Origin of the sequence: Citrobacter telavivensis (genome assembly GCA_009363175.1) — a bacterium.
Classification (GTDB): domain Bacteria; phylum Pseudomonadota; class Gammaproteobacteria; order Enterobacterales; family Enterobacteriaceae; genus Citrobacter_A; species Citrobacter_A telavivensis.
Window position 1 is genome coordinate 3474186 of record CP045205.1, and the last position, 21884, is coordinate 3496069.

21 protein-coding genes and 1 pseudogene are annotated in these 21884 nt (G+C 51.8%); 9 read left to right on the plus strand and 13 right to left on the minus strand.

Annotated elements, in window-relative coordinates:
• Nucleotides 1-79 precede the first annotated feature (79 nt).
• The gene (locus tag GBC03_18895; protein QFS72129.1) at nt 80-1354 is read left to right on the plus strand and encodes an anaerobic sulfatase maturase; all 1275 of its coding nucleotides are present in this window, start codon (nt 80-82) and stop codon (nt 1352-1354) included.
• Here GBC03_18895 and GBC03_18900 read toward each other — a convergent pair.
• Nucleotides 1345-1896 carry an NAD(P)H nitroreductase gene (locus tag GBC03_18900; GenBank protein ID QFS72130.1) on the minus strand — a complete coding sequence of 184 codons (552 nt, stop codon included), beginning with the start codon at nt 1894-1896 and terminating at the stop codon, nt 1345-1347. The two genes, GBC03_18895 and GBC03_18900, sit on opposite strands and share 10 nt — an antisense overlap.
• A 165-nt stretch (nt 1897-2061) precedes the next feature.
• Here GBC03_18900 and sppA point away from each other — a divergent pair, with 165 nt between their 5' ends.
• Genes sppA through pncA form a run of 3 tightly spaced genes read left to right on the plus strand, consistent with a single transcriptional unit; the run spans nt 2062 to nt 5644 of the window.
• Nucleotides 2062-3918, plus strand: a complete 1857-nt coding sequence (sppA, locus tag GBC03_18905) for a signal peptide peptidase SppA (GenBank protein QFS72131.1) — start codon at nt 2062-2064, stop codon at nt 3916-3918.
• 57 nt (nt 3919-3975) lie between these two features.
• Nucleotides 3976-4992 (plus strand): asparaginase, encoded by a 1017-nt coding sequence (ansA, locus tag GBC03_18910; GenBank protein ID QFS74062.1) that lies wholly within the window; start codon nt 3976-3978, stop codon nt 4990-4992.
• 10 nt (nt 4993-5002) lie between these two features.
• Entirely contained in the window at nt 5003-5644 is a 642-nt protein-coding gene (gene pncA / locus GBC03_18915; protein QFS72132.1) for a bifunctional nicotinamidase/pyrazinamidase, read from the plus strand.
• Nucleotides 5645-5683: 39 nt separating this feature from the next.
• Here pncA and GBC03_18920 read toward each other — a convergent pair whose 3' ends face one another.
• On the minus strand, nt 5684-6916 hold the full coding sequence (locus GBC03_18920; protein ID QFS72133.1) for an MFS transporter: 1233 nt from the start codon (nt 6914-6916) through the stop codon (nt 5684-5686).
• 85 nt (nt 6917-7001) lie between these two features.
• Between GBC03_18920 and GBC03_18925 the strand changes: the two genes are divergently transcribed.
• Nucleotides 7002-8033 (plus strand): IS630-like element ISEc33 family transposase, encoded by a 1032-nt coding sequence (locus GBC03_18925; GenBank protein ID QFS72134.1) that lies wholly within the window; start codon nt 7002-7004, stop codon nt 8031-8033.
• A 20-nt stretch (nt 8034-8053) separates the two neighbouring features.
• On the opposite strand, the pseudogene GBC03_18930 reads toward GBC03_18925, so the two are convergent.
• The 8 genes and pseudogenes from GBC03_18930 to GBC03_18965 all read right to left on the minus strand — a co-directional run bounded on the left by GBC03_18930 (nt 8054) and on the right by GBC03_18965 (nt 15680).
• Nucleotides 8054-8197, minus strand: a pseudogene (locus GBC03_18930) (MFS transporter).
• Nucleotides 8198-8387: 190 nt separating this feature from the next.
• Nucleotides 8388-9146, minus strand: coding sequence for a DeoR family transcriptional regulator (locus GBC03_18935; GenBank protein ID QFS72135.1), 759 nt, complete (start codon nt 9144-9146; stop codon nt 8388-8390).
• Between the two features lie 136 nt (nt 9147-9282).
• The gene (locus GBC03_18940) at nt 9283-10266 is read right to left on the minus strand and encodes an aldo/keto reductase (GenBank protein QFS72136.1); all 984 of its coding nucleotides are present in this window, start codon (nt 10264-10266) and stop codon (nt 9283-9285) included.
• Nucleotides 10267-10275: 9 nt separating this feature from the next.
• Nucleotides 10276-11223 carry a sugar kinase gene (locus GBC03_18945; protein ID QFS72137.1) on the minus strand — a complete coding sequence of 316 codons (948 nt, stop codon included), beginning with the start codon at nt 11221-11223 and terminating at the stop codon, nt 10276-10278.
• A gap of 4 nt (nt 11224-11227) precedes the next feature.
• On the minus strand, nt 11228-12064 hold the full coding sequence (locus GBC03_18950; protein ID QFS72138.1) for a ketose-bisphosphate aldolase: 837 nt from the start codon (nt 12062-12064) through the stop codon (nt 11228-11230).
• Between the two features lie 79 nt (nt 12065-12143).
• Entirely contained in the window at nt 12144-13187 is a 1044-nt protein-coding gene (locus GBC03_18955) for an alcohol dehydrogenase catalytic domain-containing protein (GenBank protein QFS72139.1), read from the minus strand.
• A 10-nt stretch (nt 13188-13197) separates the two neighbouring features.
• Complete coding sequence (locus GBC03_18960) at nt 13198-14577, minus strand: MFS transporter (GenBank protein ID QFS72140.1); 1380 nt, start codon at nt 14575-14577, stop codon at nt 13198-13200.
• A gap of 26 nt (nt 14578-14603) precedes the next feature.
• A complete protein-coding gene (locus tag GBC03_18965; GenBank protein QFS72141.1) occupies nt 14604-15680 on the minus strand; it encodes a zinc-binding dehydrogenase in 1077 nt (358 codons plus the stop codon).
• Nucleotides 15681-15975: 295 nt separating this feature from the next.
• Here GBC03_18965 and GBC03_18970 point away from each other — a divergent pair, with 295 nt between their 5' ends.
• Nucleotides 15976-17229: a chitinase gene (locus GBC03_18970; protein ID QFS72142.1), complete on the plus strand. Its 1254-nt coding sequence runs from the start codon at nt 15976-15978 to the stop codon at nt 17227-17229.
• 164 nt (nt 17230-17393) lie between these two features.
• On the plus strand, nt 17394-17738 hold the full coding sequence (locus tag GBC03_18975) for an HNH nuclease family protein (GenBank protein QFS72143.1): 345 nt from the start codon (nt 17394-17396) through the stop codon (nt 17736-17738).
• Between the two features lie 53 nt (nt 17739-17791).
• On the opposite strand, the gene GBC03_18980 is transcribed toward GBC03_18975, so the two are convergent.
• Together GBC03_18980 and msrB are read right to left on the minus strand one after the other, a co-directional pair.
• Entirely contained in the window at nt 17792-18067 is a 276-nt protein-coding gene (locus tag GBC03_18980; protein QFS72144.1) for a DUF1315 family protein, read from the minus strand.
• 41 nt (nt 18068-18108) lie between these two features.
• Entirely contained in the window at nt 18109-18522 is a 414-nt protein-coding gene (msrB, locus tag GBC03_18985; protein QFS72145.1) for a peptide-methionine (R)-S-oxide reductase MsrB, read from the minus strand.
• A gap of 342 nt (nt 18523-18864) precedes the next feature.
• Between msrB and gapA the strand changes: the two genes are divergently transcribed.
• Complete coding sequence (gene gapA / locus GBC03_18990) at nt 18865-19860, plus strand: glyceraldehyde-3-phosphate dehydrogenase (GenBank protein QFS72146.1); 996 nt, start codon at nt 18865-18867, stop codon at nt 19858-19860.
• A gap of 74 nt (nt 19861-19934) precedes the next feature.
• Nucleotides 19935-20819, plus strand: a complete 885-nt coding sequence (locus GBC03_18995) for a D-hexose-6-phosphate mutarotase (protein QFS72147.1) — start codon at nt 19935-19937, stop codon at nt 20817-20819.
• A gap of 121 nt (nt 20820-20940) precedes the next feature.
• Here GBC03_18995 and GBC03_19000 read toward each other — a convergent pair whose 3' ends face one another.
• Nucleotides 20941-21795, minus strand: a complete 855-nt coding sequence (locus GBC03_19000; GenBank protein ID QFS72148.1) for an aldo/keto reductase — start codon at nt 21793-21795, stop codon at nt 20941-20943.
• Nucleotides 21796-21884 lie beyond the last annotated feature (89 nt).

Here is a 21884-nt window from a genome sequence, read left to right on the forward strand (position 1 = left end):
CATGACAAAGTCAAAACGTGATGTCAGAAAAAGTGAGCAATATCACTAAAAATTAATCGAACGTCCGTCAGGAGTACGTATGAACCGTTTTTTTCATCTGATGGCAAAACCCGTCAGCTACCAATGCAATATTGCCTGCGACTACTGCTTTTACCTGGAAAAAGAACAAGGGACGCTCAAACCCGGTAAAGCGTCGCGGCATATGGATGATGTCACACTGGAAGCTTTTGTCCGGCAATACATTGAGGCCAATCCTGGATCAGAAATTGAGTTTACCTGGCAAGGTGGTGAACCGACCCTTGCGGGTATCTCCTTTTACGAGAAGGCGTTACAGCTTCAAAAAAAGTATGCAGGCGGAAAACGCATCAGCAACAGCCTGCAAACGAACGGCGTGTTGATTGATGAAGAATGGGCTCAGTTTCTGGCGGAGAATGACTTTCTGGTGGGATTATCTGTTGACGGACCAGCCTGGTTACATGACACCTGGCGTAAAACCCGCAGCGGGCACTCTGTATTTAGCAAAGTGATCAACGCTATGTCACTTTTGCGCCAGTACCATGTTGCAGTAAATGTCCTCAGCGTAGTTAACAACGTCACGGCTGAACATCCGCAGGAGATTTATCGATTTCTGACCCACGATCTGGGTGCTGAATTCGTGCAGTTCATTCCCGCCGTAGAACAACGTCCGGTGAATGAAATGTACGGCGAACTGCTCTATCCGCAGTCCTTGTCAGGACGCACTATCACTGAATGGTCGGTGTCAGGTGAACAATGGGGACGATTTATCAACGGCGTTTTTGATGTGTGGGTTCGAGAGGATGTGGGTCGGGTTTACGTGCAGTTATTTGACAGCGCACTTGCCGCGTGGCTAGGAGAGAAGCCGTCGCTTTGCGTGATGCAGTCCTCCTGCGGATTTGGCCTGGTTGTCGAACAGAACGGCGATGTCTACAGTTGCGATCACTATGTTTATCCGGAACACCGACTGGGCAACTTGCGCCGTGACAGCCTGGCGAAAATGGCGACCAGCAAGCAGCAGCGTAAATTCGGCATGGTGAAAACACAAGTTGCCGCAGAGTGTGAGCGCTGCGAATGGCGCTTTGCCTGCCATGGCGGTTGCCCGAAGCATCGAATCCATAAACGTGGTGAACGATGGCACAATCACCTCTGTGACGGATATAAAGCGATTTTCAGCCACTTAAATCCTTATATGCGTTTCATGGCGGAACAAATTCAGCACCAGCGACCACCAGCGGCCATTATGCAAGTGGCCGCCAGTATCGCCGTCCGGGAAGCTGAGTCCCCGGGAATGCACAATAACGGCCAGATAACAGCCGGATCTGACATTCAGAAATAACTGACAAACGGCGCGGTGTCCGGCACGTTAATGGTGGTGGAGGCTTTCAGTTGCGGCGTACCGAGATAGAGGAAGCCGACGATCTTATCCTGCGTGCGGCAGTCAAACGCGTCGCGCACCACCGGGCTGTCGGTTAGCGCCCCGGTACGCCAGATACCGCCGAAGCCTTGCGCGATAGCCGCCATTTGCATCGCCATCACCGCACAGCCAGCGGACATTTCCTGTTCCCAGACCGGGACCTTATGATTTTCGTCACATTTCGCGACCACGGTGATGATAAGCGGCGCGCGAAACGGCGCGGTGCGCGCTTTTTCGATCCCTTTATCATCGCTCCCGGCGGCAATTGCCCCCTTCTCCAGCACCGCGCTGAAGCGTTCGCGCCCTTCGCCTTCAATGACGAAGAAATGCCACGGTTGCAGGGTCTTATGATCCGGCGCGCGCATCCCCGCGCGGAGAATATTTTGCAATTGCTCACCGGCAGGTGCAGGCTCGGCCAGGCGAGAAGCGCTGCGGCGGTTAACAAGTAATTCAAGTGCATCCATTTGGTTAACTCCTGTCAGGGTGAATATTCACAAAATTAACACGAGAGCAGATTTTGTTACAGCGCCGACGGTGATTCCTGCTGACAAGAGACGGCAGGGTCATTAGGATAGCCACATCTCTTACACCTGACCCAGGTGTAGTATTTGTAACGGTAGGGAGAATACATGCGAACCCTGTGGCGATTCATTGCCGGTTTTTTTAAATGGACGTGGCGACTGCTTAATTTTGTCCGCGAGATGGTGCTTAACCTGTTCTTTATCTTCCTGATCCTGGTCGGTGTGGGAGTCTGGATGCAGGTCAGCAACAATAATACCAGTGATAAAGTCGGTCGCGGTGCCCTGCTGTTAGATATTTCCGGGGTGATCGTCGATAAACCGTCCAGTACCAGCCGTCTTAGCGCGCTCAGCCGTCAACTGCTGGGCGCCAGCTCCGATCGTCTGCAGGAAAACTCCCTGTTCGATATCGTCAATACCATTCGTCAGGCCAAAGACGATCGCAATATCACCGGTATTGTGATGGATTTGAAAAACTTCGCCGGTGCCGACCAGCCGTCAATGCAGTATATCGGCAAAGCGCTGCGTGAATTCCGCGACAGCGGAAAACCGGTCTATGCCGTCGGCGATAACTTTAGTCAGGGCCAGTATTACCTCGCGAGCTTCGCCAATAAAATCTGGCTGTCGCCGCAGGGCTCGGTCGACATCCACGGTTTTGCCACCAACGGACTCTATTACAAATCCCTGCTGGATAAGCTGAAAGTTTCCACCCACGTGTTCCGCGTTGGAACCTATAAGTCTGCCGTCGAGCCGTTTATTCGTGACGATATGTCGCCTGCGGCCCGGGAAGCAGACAGCCGCTGGATTGGTGAACTGTGGCAGAACTACCTGAATACCGTTGCCGCCAATCGTCAAATCCCGGCAGGGCAAGTCTTCCCTGGCGCACAGGGCGTTCTGGATGCGCTGACGAAAGCCGATGGTGATACAGCGAAGTACGCGCTCGACAGCAAACTGGTCGACGCCCTGCTTTCCAGCGCCGAAGTGGAAAAAGCGCTGACCAAACAGTTTGGCTGGAGCAAAGCCGAAAATAACTATCGCGCGATCAGCTATTACGACTATACGCTCAATCCGCCTGCGGATACGGGCAGCTCCATCGGCGTCGTCTTCGCCAACGGGGCCATCATGGATGGTGAAGAAACGCCGGGGAACGTCGGCGGGGATACCACCGCCTCGCAAATTCGCGATGCACGTCTGGATCCGAAAGTGAAAGCCATTGTCCTGCGCGTAAACAGCCCTGGCGGCAGCGTGACGGCCTCGGAAGTGATTCGCTCAGAACTGGCCGCCGCGCGCGCTGCCGGCAAACCGGTGGTGGTGTCGATGGGCGGAATGGCAGCGTCTGGTGGTTACTGGATCTCCACGCCGGCCAGCTACATTGTGGCCAACCCGAGCACGCTGACCGGTTCGATTGGTATCTTCGGGGTGATTAACACCGTCGAAAATAGCCTTGATTCAATTGGTGTGCACACCGACGGCGTGGCCACCTCACCGCTGGCCGATATTTCGCTGACCAAGGCCCTGCCGCCGGAAGCGCAGCAAATGATGCAACTGAGCATTGAGAACGGCTATAAGCGTTTTATCACCCTGGTCGCTCAGGCGCGTAAATCTACGCCTGAGCAGATTGATAAAATTGCGCAGGGCCACGTCTGGACCGGCCAGGACGCCAAAGCGAACGGTCTGGTCGACAGCCTTGGCGACTTCGACGATGCGGTCGCTAAAGCGGCTGAACTGGCGAAGCTCAAGGCGTGGCATATCGACTATTATCAGGATGAGCCGACCTTCTTCGATATGGTAATGGACGGCATGTCAGGCTCCGTTCGCGCCATGCTGCCGCAGGCGATTCAGGCAATGCTCCCTGCACCGCTGGCCTCAGCGGCCAGTACGGTCAAAGCGGAAGGCGATAAGCTCGCCGCATTCAACGATCCGCAAAACCGTTATGCGTTCTGTCTGACCTGCGCTAACGTGCGTTAATCCCCAATCCCTCTTCCTGCGAAGGGGGATTTTTCCTTGAGCGACAAGATAATAGCCATGCAGAAGAAATCGATTTACGTTGCCTATACCGGCGGGACCATTGGTATGCAGCGCTCCGAACAGGGTTACATCCCGGTCTCCGGACATCTTCAGCGGCAGTTGGCGCTGATGCCCGAATTTCACCGCCCGGAAATGCCCGACTTCACCATTCATGAATATGCCCCGCTGATGGATTCGTCAGATATGACGCCGGAAGACTGGCAGCATATCGCCGACGATATCAAAACCCATTACGACCAGTACGACGGTTTTGTTATCCTTCACGGCACCGACACGATGGCGTTTACCGCCTCCGCACTCTCATTTATGCTGGAGAATCTGGGCAAGCCGGTCATTGTGACAGGGTCACAAATACCGTTGGCGGAGCTGCGTTCTGACGGACAAATCAATCTTCTCAACGCGCTGTACATCGCAGCAAACTATCCGATCAACGAAGTCACCCTGTTCTTCAACAACCGCCTGTTTCGCGGCAACCGCACGACAAAGGCGCATGCCGATGGCTTTGACGCTTTCGCCTCCCCTAACCTCCCGCCGCTACTGGAAGCGGGTATCCACATCCGTCGTCTGGGTACGCCACCGGCCCCGCGAAGTGAAGGCGAACTGATTGTTCACCCAATCACACCGCAGCCGATTGGCGTCGTCACTATTTATCCGGGGATCTCAGCCGATGTGGTGCGCAACTTCCTGCGCCAACCGGTAAGAGCGCTGATTCTGCGCTCCTATGGCGTGGGTAACGCGCCGCAGAATAAAGCGTTTTTGAAAGAGCTTCGCGAAGCCAGCGAGCGTGGCATTGTGGTGGTGAACCTCACGCAGTGCATGTCGGGGAAAGTGAACATGGGCGGCTATGCCACCGGCAATGCGCTGGCACATGCGGGCGTGATTGGCGGCGCGGATATGACCGTTGAAGCGACCCTGACCAAACTGCATTATCTGCTGAGCAAAGGGCTGGATACGGATGCGATTCGCAAGGCGATGACGCAAAATCTGCGCGGCGAACTCACGCCGGACGACTAAGGAGATACTGATGACGCATCGTGCGCTGTTACTGGTCGATTTACAAAATGATTTCTGCGCTGGCGGCGCGCTGGCGGTCCCGGAAGGCGACAGCACGGTTGATATCGCTAACCGCCTGATCGCATGGTGTCAGACGCGCGGCGATGCGGTGATCGCAAGCCAGGACTGGCATCCTGCGAACCACGGCAGTTTCGCCAGTCAACATCAGGCCCAGCCTTACAGCCAGGGGCAACTGGATGGTCTGGCGCAAACTTTCTGGCCCGATCACTGCGTGCAGGATACCGACGGCGCGGCGTTTCATCCACTGCTGAACCGCAAGGCGATAGATGCCGTTTTCCATAAGGGCGAGAACCCGCTTGTCGACAGCTACAGCGCCTTTTTTGATAATGGTCGCCGACAGAAAACCGGGTTGGACGCGTGGCTTCGCCAGCACAACGTGAGTGAACTGATAGTCATGGGCCTGGCGACCGACTATTGCGTCAGGTTTACGGTTATGGATGCGCTGCAACTGGGCTATACGGTGAATGTGATTACCAACGGCTGTCGCGGCGTGAACATTCAGCCACAGGACAGTGCCCATGCCTTCATGGAGATGGCCGCCGCAGGTGCTACGCTCTATACCCTCGCCGACTGGGAAGAAACCCAGAATTAGCCCACAGGAGGATGGCGATCCCCTCACCATCCTCCCACGTTAGTTCAGACTGGAAATTTCCTCGAGCGATACCATTCGCGTTTCAATACCAAAGAAAAACAGAATTAGCGCACAAACCACCAACATAGCGCCCAGCACAATAAATACGGTGACTGAGCCGTATTGCGTCAGTAATACCGCCACGCCATACGGGGTAAAAACCGCCACGATCCGGCCTACCGCATTTACAAATCCTGAACCGCGCAGGCGTAAATGCGTCGGCCACAGCTCCGGAACATAGACCGCAGAAGCAAAGCAGACGTACATATACAGGAAAAAAATCATCACCAGACCATAGCTCAGAATGGCCCATTCCGCAGTCTGAATCGAATAGAAATAGCCCAGCAGCGCAATGATGACCAGCAGCAACGAACCGAATAACCGCCGTGGATAACGGTCAATAATCAAAGCGGCGATAAAGATACCGACGGGTGCGCCAATCATAATGATGGCGGTCATAAAAATAGACCTGGTGACATCAATCCCTGAGTTAACAAAAATCGTTGGGATCCATACGGTAATGGTATAAAGCGAAATATTCATCGCGATAAGTACGGTAATGGCCACCAGCGTGCGGCGCAGCATCTGTCCTTTAAACAGCAGCCAGAATGACCCATGCTCCTCACTGACTGAATGCGATTCCGGTTTGCCCGGAGGTGGAGACAAGGTGATGTTCTTCTCTTTTTCAATCTGTATTTCAACGTCGCGCAGATGTTTTTCCGCAATACATTGTCGACCTTTGCCCGCCAGCCAGCGTGGCGATTCAATAAAGTATTTTCCGGAAAGGTACCATGCCAGCAGCATGCCAGCCCCACCAAGGAGAAACATCACTCGCCAGCTCAACAGGGCAATAACGACAACGCCAATGGCCGCAGACAGCATCGGTGCCCAGTTACCGACAAAAGAGAGCCTTGCAGACCATTTTCCTCTGACTGTCGCCGGAATGAACTCCGTAAATGACGCATAGCCCACCATGATAAGCGCCCCCATACCTGTCCCCATGAGACAGCGAAAGAAGATAAGCCAGTACATATTGGGAACAAAGGAAGCCGCGGTTGCGGAAATGCCCACAATCAGCAGATTCATTCGAAACGCTTTCCGGCGTCCAAGATAATCGCCAATAAACCCGCCGGTCAAAGAGCCGATGAAATAACCGAACATCAATGCCGAGGTAAATGCCGCATTGAGGAAATTATTTGACCATCCATTACTTACTAAATAGCTGCGCGGAATAGTAGATCACTGAAAGGGAACTCAGCCCGGATTGTGCGATCTGATCAATCGCCAAACCAACCAAAACCACCAACCGGACTGAGCGATGCCGATCATAGCACCAATACCCCGTGGCGAACGACGCCTGATGCAGAAAGCTATTCATAAAACGCGCGATAAAAATCATGCCCGCAGACTCACGGCCATGCTGATGCTTCATCGGGGTGAACGGGTCAGCGATGTTGCCAGAACTCTCTGTTGTGCCCGTTCATCCGTTGGTCGCTGGATTAACTGGTTTACGCACTCAGGTATTGAAGGCCTGAAATCCTTACCCGCAGGGCGCTCCCGACGCTGGCCTTTTGAACATATCTGCACCCTGTTACGTGAGCTGATAAAGCATTCTCCCGGCGATTTTGGTTATCAACGTTCACGCTGGAGCACCGAATTACTGGCAATAAAAATCAATGAGATAACCGGTTGCCAGTTACATGCAGGAACCGTTCGCCGCTGGTTGCCATCTGCGGGGCTTGTATGGCGCAGGGCCGCGCCAACTCTGCGTATCCGTGACCCACATAAAGATGAAAAGATGGCGGTAATCCACAAAGCGCTGGATGAATGCAGCGCAGAGCATCCGGTATTTTATGAAGATGAAGTGGATATCCACCTTAATCCTAAAATCGGTGCGGACTGGCAGTTGCGCGGACAGCAGAAACGGGTAGTGACGCCGGGGCAGAACGAAAAATACTATCTGGCCGGCGCACTGCACAGTGGCACGGGTAAAGTCAGCTACGTGGGCGGCAACAGCAAAAGTTCAGCGCTGTTTATCGCTCTGCTGAAGCACCTGAAAGCCACTTACCGGCGGGCGAAAACAATCACGCTGATCGTTGATAACTACATTATCCATAAAAGCCGCGAAACACAGCGCTGGTTGAAAGCAAATCCCAAGTTCAGGGTAATTTACCAGCCGGTTTACTCGCCGTGGGTGAATCATGTGGAACGGCTATGGCAGGCACTTCATGACACGATAACCCGTAATCATCAGTGCCGCTCAATGTGGCAGTTACTGAAAAAGGTCCGCCATTTTATGGAAACCGCCAGCCCATTCCCCGGAGGAAAACATGGTCAGGCAAAAGTGTAGCGGTATTAGGCACAGCTATTTAGTTTTGCCAGTACCACATTGCCGGAATAGCTGAGAAAGCCGGTCAATAATAAGCTAATACTGATAATGCCAAAAATGCGAAAATGAAACCGGGCTAAAGGCAAGCGGTCCAGTCTTGCACCGATATGATCATATTGTTCCATCTGGATACCTCAAACACTCATCATTCCCCGACAACCCGAAACTCGCAGAATATAATCTGTATTTTGAACCCGGAAGAGATGAGCATATTAAGTTGTGATTCAGCGGCAAGTTCGACGTTGCCGCATCATTCATCATCACTTTGTATTTAGCATTCACCAGGTGTGAACTAAAAATATTAGCCGCATAAAACTAAAAAATGAGCTGAATATTATTTTTTTTGCAAAATGTAATCCATTCCGCACCGGGTGCTTTATTCGTTATGATATAATTGATATGGCTTAAATCTACTAACTGGACAAAGGCTTTGCGATCAAATTTCGAATGATCCACCAGCAGCGCCACTTCCGTCGCTTGCCGAATCATGGTTTTCTTGATCTCGGCTTCTGCCTCGTTAGAATCAAGCGCCCCACTTTCCCTGTCCAGACCTTTACAGCTCATCACCATAATGTCCACATGGTAACGACTGATAATTTCTTTGGTGATCCGTCCCTGTAATGAAAGCGTGTTCTTATTTAACTCACCACCGGTCGAAACCACATTAATATCCGATTGTGCCAACTCATGAAACGCCTCTGCTGAATTGGTTAATAACGTGAGATCGTTTCGTTCCTTTAATAGCTTCAACAATTCCATGGCAGTACTGCTGGAGTCTGCTGCCATCGTGGTCTTATTTTTAATAAATGGTAGTGCGTTACGCGCAATAATCTGCTTCTCCTCATAGAACGATTTTGCCCGCTTATAAAAATGGATGTTGTCAGATAACGTCGTTGTATTTAATACCGCGCCGCCATAAGTGCGTGTTAAAAAGCCTTCATCCTCGAGTTTTTCCAGATCGCGGCGAATGGTCTCTTCGGTCACCTGGAATATTGTACTTAAATTAGAAACCACCACTTTCTTGTCATTGGCAACCATTTGCTTAATTGCCTGAATTCTGTCTTTTGCCGCCACAGTTACACCTCTGTTTCCTTCAAAGTCATGATAAGTGCTTAGTATCTCACAGGCCATGTTTATTTTCAAAAGAACATGTCTGAATCACAGATTTTCGTGTTCTTTTACACAGAAACAGAGGTGGTGCTTATCGCTCTTATTTATTATTTAATGCTTCCGCCATTTCCCTCATCAATAATGCGTCGTCATCTGTTAAGGCGATAGTTAGCGCTTCAACATTCTCGCGGACCTGCTCCGGTGCGGTTGCTCCACTGAGTATTGAAATTAAATCACTCTGTTTCAATATCCATGCCAGCGCCAGCGTGGGTACAGAACAGTGATATTTGTCGCACAGCGGCCGCCACTGTTCCAGCATATCGATAACACGTAGCATATTCTCACGCTGGAACCAGACTTTATTCGCCCTTGCGCCGCCAGGGATGTAGTCGCGCGTTATCGTGCCGGTGAGTAATCCCTGCTCCAGCGGGGAGTAGACCTGTACCACGATGCCATGCTCACGACATAGCGGCAGCAACTCGATTTCCAGCGCCCGATCCAGAATGCTGTACTTCGCTTGCACAATATCCAGCTCACCGTGTTTAAGGTATTCGCGGATATGAGAGGCATCCACATTCGCCGCTCCAATTGAACGAATCTTCCCTTCGGCCTTTAGTTCGTTAAGTACAGCGACAGTTTCCGCAATCGGAGTGAAAAATGGCGGTACCGACTGCCAGTGGGTCATATAAATATCGATGCAATCAATCCCCAGACGTTGCAGGCTGGACTCAACCTCTTCACGGATAGAATCCGGGGAGAGATTTTTATACAACTGACGATCGCCGACCTTGTTGAATAAGCTTCCTTCGCGCTCCCACACAATACCGCACTTGGTCTCAACAACGATTTCTCTGCGCGGTAACTGCTTTAGTGCCTGGCCGACAATCACTTCGCTATTGCCAAAATTATATCCTGGCGCAGTATCAATCAGGTTGATACCACAGCGGTGCGCTTCAATGATGGTATCGATACATATCTGTAGATCGAGATCGCCATTCCACGCCGGACCGCCGCCGATGGCCCATGTGCCCAGCCCCATTCGCGAGAGCGTAATATCAGTACTGCCTAAAGGTATCATTTTCATCTGCCGCTATTATCCTTCGTATTCATCCAGGAGTTGTTCCACCAGCTTTCTGTTTTGCACACCCGTTGTCGCCCCTACGCTTAAGACCGATATCGCTGCCGTCGCGTTAGCAAACAGTGCGCATTCACGCAGCGTTTTTCCCTCAAGTAGTGCAGAGATAAATCCCGAGGCAAAATTATCGCCGGCCCCGATCGTGTCGATGGCGGTAATCCCGGAAACTGCAGGTACCTCCATTCTCATATCAGCACCTTTGATAAAGCAGCCTTTCTTGCCGGTTTTTATCACCACCGTTTTTACGCCACACTGGAGAAAGCGATCGGCGATTTCATCCAGCGTCTCTTTCCCGGTGAGTTTTTTAGCCTCATCAAAATTAGGGAACAAATAATCGACAAAACTCAACGCTTCCTGAATATCCTCCAGCGTTTCATTAAGCCGGGGTTTGATCATGTCAGCACAAATAATCAATTGCTGCGCCTTCGCCCGGGTAAAAATTTCCGTTAATGCTTTGCCATCCAGCAAAGGGCTATTGAAAATGCTTGCCAGCGATAACAGTTTGACCTGAGAAAAACGGTCAAAATCGATATCGTTGATATTCAACTTCCACAGGCTGCCATTGCGGTTGGTGACAAATGTCCGTTCACCATCCGCAGTAACCAGACCAACGTTAATCGAGGTATCAATTTCAGCGTCCAGTTTCAGGCTTTGAATATCAATATTCTCTTTGCGACAGTGCTCGAGAATAAAATGGCCTGCCGCATCATCGCCAATGCGACTCATCAATGCCGTACGATGTCCAAGGCGGGAAATAATGGTGGCCTCATTGATGGCATCCCCTCCTGTGGTCATGGCGATTCGTTCTAAAGGATAAGAATCTACATCAAAGATATTTTTACTGACCGGTTGCAAAGGAATATCGACAATTGCCGCACCGATGCAAAGCACTTCGATCTCGTCCATATCATCATTCCGCTTTGCCGTCTGAACCAAACAATTTGATTTTTTCCAGCGCTCGCGCTTTGACGGCTCTGCGCACTTCGCGCTCCAGGTGCAGGAACGGTTGATCCTGATTCTCTTTCACCGCCACCATCGCCGCCTGGCACAGCTCAGTATGAATATTGATCTTGGCAATACCGAGTGAAATGGCCTTTTTAATATCAGCATCGCTGATACCCGAAGCCCCGTGCAGTACCAACGGCACAGAAACGGCCTGACGTACACGTTCAACCACCTCGAAGTTCAGCTTTGGTTCGGAGGTATAGACACCATGCTGATTACCAATGGCGACAGCCAGTGAATCACAGCCGGTCCGTTCAACAAACTCTGCCGCCTGGTTGGGATCGGTATAATGGTATCCTGCCAGCGCTTCCTCATAGACCGTTTCATTCCCCACGTGTCCCAGCTCGGCTTCAACCGGAATACCCAACGGATGAAAGAAATCAACGGCCTCTTTGGTCAGGCGGATATTTTCTTCAAAGTCAAAAGCGGAGGCGTCACGCATTAGCGAATTCATCCCGTGAGTCCAGGCATTATGGATAATCTCCATGCTGCGCCCGTGATCCCAGTGGGTAATCACCGGTACCGATGCTTTTTTCGCCATCGAAACCATCATATGCGAAAAGTCTTCAAATGATGTATTCCCCACGAACCCGGTGCCAAAAGAGATAATCACCGGTGATTTAGCCTCTTCCGCCGCATCGATTACGCCCATCAACATTTCTGCGTTCCACACGTTAAAGTGGGCAATCGCATAATGTTTATTTTGTGCGTCGTTTTCCCAATATTTAATATCTGCCAGCATTGTTATTTCTCCCGTTTAAATTAATCACTACCCCCGCCATAATTCAGGTTGCAGATGTGTTGGCTGCAACTCGAATTATCTAGGGCATAACCTTAATTACACCCTTAATAATGTCGCGTTTGTTATTTACCGACTCATCAAATGCTCGCTGAACCTCTTCATAGTCATAAATATGCGTCACCATCGATTTCACATCGAAACGACCTGAGGAAATCGCTTCAATAGTGACCGGATAGCGGTTGGCGTAGCGGAAAACGGTCTGAATTGAGACTTCACGGTTAATTTTGAGGAAATTAATCGCAGAGTCTCCCGGCACCGTGCCAACAATCATGATTTTCCCGCCGCGCATCACCAGATACGGCGCCTGCTTAACCGTGACGGCGGAACCTGCAGTTTCAAAAACGATGTCAGCCCCCATCTCCCCGGAAAATTGCTGACAGCGGGCAACGGTGTCTTCTTTGGCGCCATTGACGACGAGTGTTGCGCCAAGCTGTTCAGCCATTGCCAACCGTTTTTCCAGGACATCGACCACGGCGATGTCAGTAGCGCCAAGGCATTTACAGGCCTGCAATGTCATCAGACCAATGCAGCCCGCACCGAGAATGACAATTTTCTTCCCGGGCTTCACGTCCGCCAGCATTGCCGCATGCATCCCAACGGCAGCAGGCTCCACCAGTGCCCCCTCCATGGTGTCCATGTTGTCCGGGAGCTTATAGGTGAAGCTTTCCGGATGGCACAGGTAGTGCGTTAAGGCACCGCGATAGTTGGGCTGGGTCGCCATAAAGTCGACATCCGGGCAGATGTTGTATTTGCCTTCCAGGCAGTAGCGACAGTGACCGCAGGGCACGCCCGGCTCAATATTCACCCGATCGCCCGGTTTAAACTTGCTGACACGGTTACCCACGGCCACCACCGTCCCGGCACACTCATGGCCCAAACCGATTTCCTGATTCGGGTCTTTTGGCGGAATAAACGGCCCCGATTCAAAACCGTGAACATCCGAACCGCAAATCCCGACATACTCGACTTTGATCAGGACTTCATGCTCTTTTGGCACCGGCATATCGGCGGCAATAATGTTCATCGTCCCCGGTGTTTTTAATATCGCTTTAGAGTTTTGCATTTTCATTCCTTTATTTATTCGTTACCGCATCAATACCCAGACTCTCGACCGAGACACCTTTTGTTTCTATTCCGATAGTGGCAATAGCAACAGCGACAATAATTGAGACGGCGCCCAGCAGGATGAAGACGCCCGTCACACCATAACCGTTAAGCAACACCGCGACGGCGTAAGGTGCGGCAATCCCGCTGATTCGACCAACGGCATTCGCCAGGCCTGATCCTCTAAGCTTCGCTTCCGTAGGCCAGATTTCCGGTACATAAACGGCCGAAGCGTAGCAGACATACATATAGACAAAGGTAATCAGGAAAAAGCCAATTAAGGTAATCAGCAACATGCTGGTTTGCAGTGAATAGATATACCCGAGCACGGCAATCAATATTAATAAACCTACACCCATCGTTTTACGGGGGATTTTATCCATCACCAGCATGGCGATGAAAATACCAAACGGCGCGCCGAACATACTCATCGTATTTAATACAATGGAGTCTTTCAGATTGATTCCCTGGGTCATAAATATTGTCGGCAACCAGTTAATTAACGTGTATTGCACGACGTTCATGGCAATCAGCACACAGGAACCCAAAATAACGCGCTTCAGTAATACACCGGTCAGCAATGCGGAATACGGTACTGAACGTGGCGGCTTACCGTTGTCTTCGATAATGACCGGTGGCAGCGGCTTACCCGTTTGACGCATCACCCCCTCTTCAATCGCCTGCATGACTTTTTCGGCGTCCTGATAGCGTCCGCGTGACTCCAGCCAGCGGGGTGATTCAGGGAACCAACGCCAGGCAAGTGCAGTGGCAATAAGTGATAATACGGCCGGGATTAACAGCTGCACGCGCCAGTTCCACTCTGCGCTAATCAGCGGTGTGAGTCCCATCGCGATGAGCGAACACAGCGGATACGACCAGTTACCGATAAACGAAACCCGACTTGACCAGGTGCCCCGGTTTCTTCCCGGCATATACTCCGTAAATCCGGCAAAGAGAGTAACCAGCAACGCCCCTAACCCGATGCCCATAACAAAACGGCAGGCGATCAGGAAATCCATATTTGGCGAAAATGCGCCAACCACCATGGCGGCAATATGAATCGCTTCGTAGAGGATAAACGCATTTCTGCGTCCGGTTTTATCACCGATGATCCCACCAACCAGGGCGCCGAGGAACATCCCCGCCGTGGTAATCGCGGAAAAAGTGGCGGTTGTGGAATTATCAGTCCAGCCTAACTCTTTTAGCTGCGCGAGGATCAACCCACCAACGGCATTACTCCAGCAGACAAGTAACCCAAAGGCAACCATCGCAAACATTGATGTATGCCAGCGACAATCCGGCAGGCGATCCAGTCGGGCGCCGCAATGTGGCTTTGTTATCTGTTCCATTCGATAACGTTCCTTTAGCAGAAGGGTTATTCATCAAAGTCGTAGGTCATAATCACTTTGATCGCCGTTTTATCGACCATCGCGTCGAAACCGTCACGCCACTGTGACAGGCCAATACGATGCGTAATCATCGGTTTGACCTGGATTGCGCCACTGGCGAGTAAGCGAATGGCATTACGCCAGGAGGTGGAATCGTAGGCCATATGTCCGATAATGCTTTTGTTCCACGCAGTGATGTCGTTAATGGAGAAATCGAGCGGTTTGAACCCCATACCAACGCGCACCACTTCACCGTTAGGACGCAGCATTTCGATGGACTGCTTCAGGGCAATGTTGGCGCCAGAACACTCGATCACCAGGCCAAGATTGTCTTTGCCGCAGATTTCCTGACAGCGTGCGACCACATCTTCCGTGGAGCCGTTAACGACCGCCGTCGCACCCAATTCTTTCGCCACCGGGAAACGAACAGGGACATCCTCTTCCAGGCCGACCATCACAATATTGACCGCGCCCATGATGCGAGCCATCTGCACAGAGAACAGCCCTAGCGGACCCGTGCCGATCACCACCACGTCCTGACCCGGTAAAAATTTGGATTGCTGAGCAATAGATTTATAGGCGTTGCAGATGGGATCCAGCACTGCGGCCTCTTCGTAATCAACGTTTTCCGGGATCTCCCACAGGGCATGGCGATGAATTTTCAGGATTTCACCCGGCACCAGGCAGTATTTCGAAAATCCACCACCCCAGGTGTTATTATCCAATCCCAGATTCACTTTTTCTGTGCAACACAGAAAATCCCCCTGCTCACAGGCCGGGCAGACGCCGCAGACATGCCCACTGTTGTCTGAAACCACGCGCTGACCCACCTTCCAGTCTTTAACCTTTTCCCCAACCTGCGTAATACGTCCTGCAAACTCATGGCCACGAATGGAGTTAAACCAATCGGAACCGCTATCAACGTTGTAATGTTTCATGTCTGCGCCACAGATTGCTGCCGCTTTGATTTCAATCACCACATCGTCAGGTCCGCATACAGGTTGCGGTACGTCAATCATCTTGTAGCCACCAAAGGCCTTACCAAATCTTGCCAGTGCTTTCATTGCTTTTTCCTTTGTGTTTAGTTTTGCATCAATGCCCATCATACTTACCCACAAAATCTTTGAGGTCAACATTGAATCTTTAAAACACAGACAAACATCTGCATTTCGCAACTCAGATCACAAATACGAAGAAACTGATCCGTGAAAACAAAGGAATGTGGAAGAGGCTTTGCAAAAATGCCGTGAACACCTTCGTAGTTTTTCCTGCACGAAGGTGCTAGTTTGTTCAGGTTGTTTTTTCGCCACGCCATTTCAGTGGCGTGTTTGTTTTTTTTTAATGTCAAAGAGGATCGCTATGAAACGTTTGCCCTTGTTGGCAGCATTACCCCTGCTATGCGCGTCTGTCGCGTCCGCCAGTTCTATGATGTCCGTCGGCTACTTCAACGGCGGCGGAGATGTCACCGCCGGACCGGGCGGCGATATCAACAAACTGGATGTCCGCCAGATTACCCACCTCAACTACTCGTTCGGCTTGATTTACAACGCTGAAAAAGACGAAACCAACGCCGCGCTAAAAGATCCGACGAAGCTTCATCAGATCTGGCTGTCGCCGAAAGTGGAGTCTGACCTCGCCCTGCTCCCGGTACTGCGTAAACAGAACCCGCGTCTGAAAGTCCTGCTTTCTGTCGGCGGCTGGGGGGCGCGCGGATTCTCGGGTGCCGCCGCGACGCCGGAAACACGTGCCGTGTTTATTCAGTCCGCCATGGAGATAGTGCAGAAATACGGACTCGACGGTATCGATCTGGACTGGGAATACCCGGTCAACGGTGCCTGGGGACTGGTTGCCAGTCAGCCCGCCGATCGTGAGAATTTCACGCTGCTGCTGAAAGAACTGCGTCAGGCGGTCGGCAACCAGAAACTGGTGACGATTGCCGTCGGGGCGAATGCGGAAAGTCCGAAAAGTTGGGTGGATGTGAAGGCGATTGCGCTGCTACTCGACTACATCAACCTGATGACTTACGACATGGCCTACGGAACGCAATATTTCAACGCCAACCTGTATGATTCGAAAGACTGGCCAACCGTGGCAACTGCCGATAAGTACAGCGTCGACTTTGTGGTCAACAACTACCTTGCCGCTGGCCTAAAACCCCAACAGATGAATCTGGGGATCGGTTTTTATGGTCGCGTCCCCAAACGTACGGTGGAGCCGGGAATTGACTGGACGAAGCCGGACGCACAAAAAAATCCGGTCACTCTGCCCTACTTTGGCGAACCGGAAATCACACTGTTTAAATCGCTGGGGGTCGATCTGACCAAAGACACCTACGTGAAGTACAACGACATTGTCAAAACGTTTCTCAACGATCCGCAGAAGCGTTTTACCGAACACTGGGACGCTCAGGCGATGGTGCCGTGGCTGTCCGTTCAGTCGGCTGACGGTAAGCCCCTGTTTGCCCTCTCTTACGAAAACCCCCGCTCGGTGGCAATCAAAGCGGAGTACATCAAGAAGCGCGGACTGGCCGGCGCAATGTTCTGGGAGTACGGTGCGGACGACAATAACCAGCTTGCGAAACAGCTGGCGGAATCCTTAGGCATTCAACACTAAGCGCCACCCATTGCTGATAATGCCCTGTGCGCCCGCACAGGGCATTTTTTTCACAAGCTGCGGGATCGGTGTGTTACGCGAAACGGAATCGGTTATGATGGCCCCAGGCCGTTGCGTCAGTGTTTGACGTCACGTTTCATTTTCAACTGGAGGCATGGGATTGTATGGCTTTTATCCCTAAAAATTACGCCCGTCTGGAAGTTGGCTACCGGGAAAAGGCGCTAAAACTCTTCCCGTGGGTCTGCGGCCGCTGTTCCCGCGAATTTGTCTATTCAAATCTTCGCGAACTGACGGTGCATCATATCGATCACGATCATTCCAATAATCCGGAAGACGGCAGCAACTGGGAGATGTTGTGCCTGTACTGCCACGATCATGAGCATTCCAAATACACGGAAGCCGATCAATATGGTTCCACAGTGGTGGCTGGAGAGGATGCGCAAAAGAGCGTTGGCGAAGCCACGTACAACCCTTTTGCCGACCTGAAGGCAATGCTGAATAAAAAATAATCCGCCGCGTTAGCCCGGCAATACTGTAGAATGCCGGGCCTCACTGCGCGCTATCAGGATTTAAACGTCGCAATCGGTTCTGGCGTAATGCCAAAATCGACCTTCAGTTGCTGCTTGCTCTTCATCACCATCTGCCCGTTGGTATCAATCGTCATATGCTGAGCGTCAGTATTGTGGCGCGCCTGCCAGAGCATCACCAGTTGCAGACTGTTATCTTTTTGCTCCGGAGTCAGCGCCACGCCATCCGGCCATTTTCCCAGTTCAACGGCGGTTGATAAGCGCTGATACACTTCCGGCGTCATGCTGTTAACTATCTCATCAAGATTCATGATAAGTCCGCTCCTATGGAATAAATTGCTGAATCGTTTTTTCAACCTTTGGTCTGGTCACCGTTTTCATCATCGGTAAAGCTCAGAGAAGCTGAATTGACACAGTAGCGTTCGCCGGTAGGTTGCGGACCATCGGGGAAGACGTGTCCCAGATGCGCGTCGCAGTTTCCACAGCGAATTTCAATACGTTGCATGCCGTGCGAGAAGTCCTTGATGTAGCGGATCGACTCTTCACTCACCGGTTCGTAAAAGCTGGGCCAGCCGCAGCCGGAATCGTATTTGGACTGGGAGGTAAACAGTGGCGCATCGCAGATCAAACAGTGATAAACGCCGTCTCGCTTGTTATGCAGCAACTGCCCTGTAAATGGCGGTTCTGTGCCGTGATTCTGCGTCACGTAGAACTGCATTTCAGACAGGTTTTTTTTTAGATCTTCCGTAGAAGGTTTGTTCGCCATTTGCTCACATCTCACTTTTCATGACGCTGACATTGCACGACAGATTCTAACAAAACATTAACACCTGAGTGCAGACTTTTGTTCTAAACTTGATCCTTGCGAAATGGCAGCTTGTGAATCGTGATGCAAATCACGTTTTTATCTCAGTTGCCCTTTAAAATTCGGGGCGCCGCCCCCATGTGGTTTCAAGCCCAATGGAAGAGTGAGGCGAATCAGCTGCGCAAAGCTTGTGCAGAGGATTGATTTGTCGCAATGATTGACACGATTCCGCTTGACGCTGCGTAAGGTTTTTGTAATTTTACAGGCAACCTTTTATTCACTAACAAATAGCTGGTGGAATATATGACTATCAAAGTAGGTATCAACGGTTTTGGCCGTATCGGTCGCATTGTTTTCCGTGCTGCTCAGAAACGTTCTGACATCGAGATCGTTGCAATCAACGACCTGTTAGACGCTGAATACATGGCTTACATGCTGAAATATGACTCCACTCACGGCCGTTTCGACGGTACCGTTGAAGTGAAAGACGGTCATCTGATCGTTAACGGTAAAAAAATCCGTGTTACCGCTGAACGTGATCCGGCTAACCTGAAATGGGACGAAGTTGGTGTTGACGTAGTGGCTGAAGCGACCGGTATCTTCCTGACCGACGAGACTGCTCGTAAGCATATCACTGCTGGCGCGAAGAAAGTCGTACTGACTGGTCCGTCCAAAGATGACACCCCGATGTTTGTTAAAGGCGCTAACTTTGACAAATATGCTGGCCAGGACATCGTTTCCAACGCATCCTGCACCACCAACTGCCTGGCTCCGCTGGCTAAAGTTATCAACGACAACTTCGGTATCATCGAAGGTCTGATGACCACTGTTCACGCAACCACCGCAACTCAGAAAACCGTTGATGGCCCGTCTCACAAAGACTGGCGTGGCGGCCGTGGCGCGGCTCAGAACATCATCCCATCCTCTACCGGTGCGGCTAAAGCCGTTGGTAAAGTACTGCCAGAACTGAATGGCAAACTGACGGGTATGGCGTTCCGCGTTCCGACTCCGAACGTATCCGTTGTTGACCTGACCGTTCGTCTGGAAAAAGCTGCTTCTTACGAAGACATTAAGAAAGCGATCAAAGCTGCTTCCGAAGGCCCGATGAAAGGCGTTCTGGGTTACACCGAAGACGACGTTGTTTCTACCGATTTCAACGGCGAAGTTTGCACTTCCGTGTTCGATGCCAAAGCCGGTATCGCACTGAACGACAACTTCGTGAAACTGGTTTCCTGGTACGACAACGAAACCGGTTATTCCAACAAGGTTCTGGATCTGATTGCTCACATCTCCAAATAAGTTGAGATGAAACAGTAATCTGTAAGAGCGACTTCGGTCGCTCTTTTTTTTGCCTGAAGAGAAAGGATTACATCATGATCAATAAAATTTTTGCACTTCCGGTAATCGAACACATTACCCCTGTCCTCTCCCGTCGTCAGCTCGACGAACTCGATGTGATTGTCGTCGACCACCCCCAGGTGAAAGCGTCTTTCGCGTTACAGGGCGCGCACCTGCTCTCCTGGAAACCGGCGGGAGAACAAGAGGTTCTGTGGCTGAGCAACAACACACCGTTTAAAAATGGCGTCGCACTGCGCGGTGGCGTGCCAATCTGCTGGCCGTGGTTTGGTCCGGCGGCCCAGCAGGGTCTACCGGCGCATGGATTTGCCCGTAACCTGCCGTGGACGCTGAAGGCGCATAATGAAGACGACAACGGTGCGGTGCTGACCTTTGAACTGCAAAGCAGTGAAGCGACTCGCCAGTACTGGCCGCATGACTTCACCCTGCTGGCGCGCTTTAAAGTGGGTAAAACCTGTGAGATCGAACTGGAAGCGCACGGCGAATTTGAAACAACCTCCGCGCTGCATACCTATTTCAACGTTGGCGATATCGCGGCGGTGAAAGTCAGCGGTCTGGGCGATCGTTTTATCGACAAAGTGAACAATGCAAAAGAAGATGCACTGACCGATGGCGTACAGACTTTCCCGGATCGTACCGACCGCGTCTATCTGAACCCGGAAGCCTGCAGCGTGATTCACGATGCTGCACTGAACCGCAACATCGACGTCGTGCATCATCACCACCTTAACGTCGTCGGCTGGAACCCGGGCCCGGCGCTGTCCGTAAGCATGGGCGATATGCCGGACGATGGCTACAAAACCTTTGTGTGTGTGGAAACGGCATACGCCACCGCGGCACAGAAGACCACCGAAGAGAAACCGTCCCGCCTGGCACAGACTGTTCGCGTGACCAGACGTTAAGTAATAAGTGATGCCGGAGTTTCTGTAGGCCGGATAAGATGCGTGAGCATCACCATCCGGCAATCAATGCCAGATGGCGGCTAACGCCTTATCTGGCCTACAAAAATAACATCCGGCATCGTCACACCATGTCCAGCGCCGTTTTCCCCTTCGGCGCGGGATACGCCTTATCCAGCGCGGCGAGTTCCTGGGCTGAAAGCGTAATGCTCAGCGCCGCCGCATTTTGCTGCACATGCTCGACACTTGCCGCTTTCGGAATTGCCATCACCCCCTGATGACTGATGACCCACGCCAACAGGATCTGCGCCGCTGACGCACTGTGCGCATGCGCAATCTCATTGACCACGGGATGGTTCAGCAAGCCGCTGCGAAGTCGTCCGGCTTGCGCCAGCGGGCTGTAGGCCATCACGGGGAGTTGATGCTGCTGACACCACGGTAGCAGATCGTACTCAATGCCGCGTGAAGCCAAATGATACAGCACCTGATTGGTCGCGCACTGCCTGCCGCCCGGGACCTGCCACAGCGCCTGCATATCGTCAACGTCGAGATTGGACACTCCCCAGCGACGAATTTTGCCCTGGGCAATCAGTGTTTCCATCGCCTCAACCGTCTCGGCAAAGGTGAAGTTACCCGACCAGTGCAATAAGTAGAGATCCAGATAGTCGGTTTTCAGGCGGCGCAGGCTGGCCTCGCAGGCGGCAATCGCTTTTTGTCCCCCCGCGTTCCACGGATAGACCTTCGACACCAGAAAAACGCGTTCACGTAAGCCGTTCAACGCCTCACCGACCACTTCTTCCGCTCCGCCATCGGCATACATTTCGGCGGTGTCGATGAGCGTCAGCCCCAGATCGACGCCCGCACGGAGTGCAGACACTTCCGCCCGGCGATGGCCGGGATTCTCACCCATATACCACGTCCCCTGCCCGATCGCGGGCAGAACAACCCCACCGGCAAAAACAACCTGTTTATCTGTCATCACATCCTCCTTTGTTGTGCACCACCGTAATGCAAAACAGGGCGCAAGCGCCCTGTTTTGATGCACAAATTGCACAGTAATAATGCACA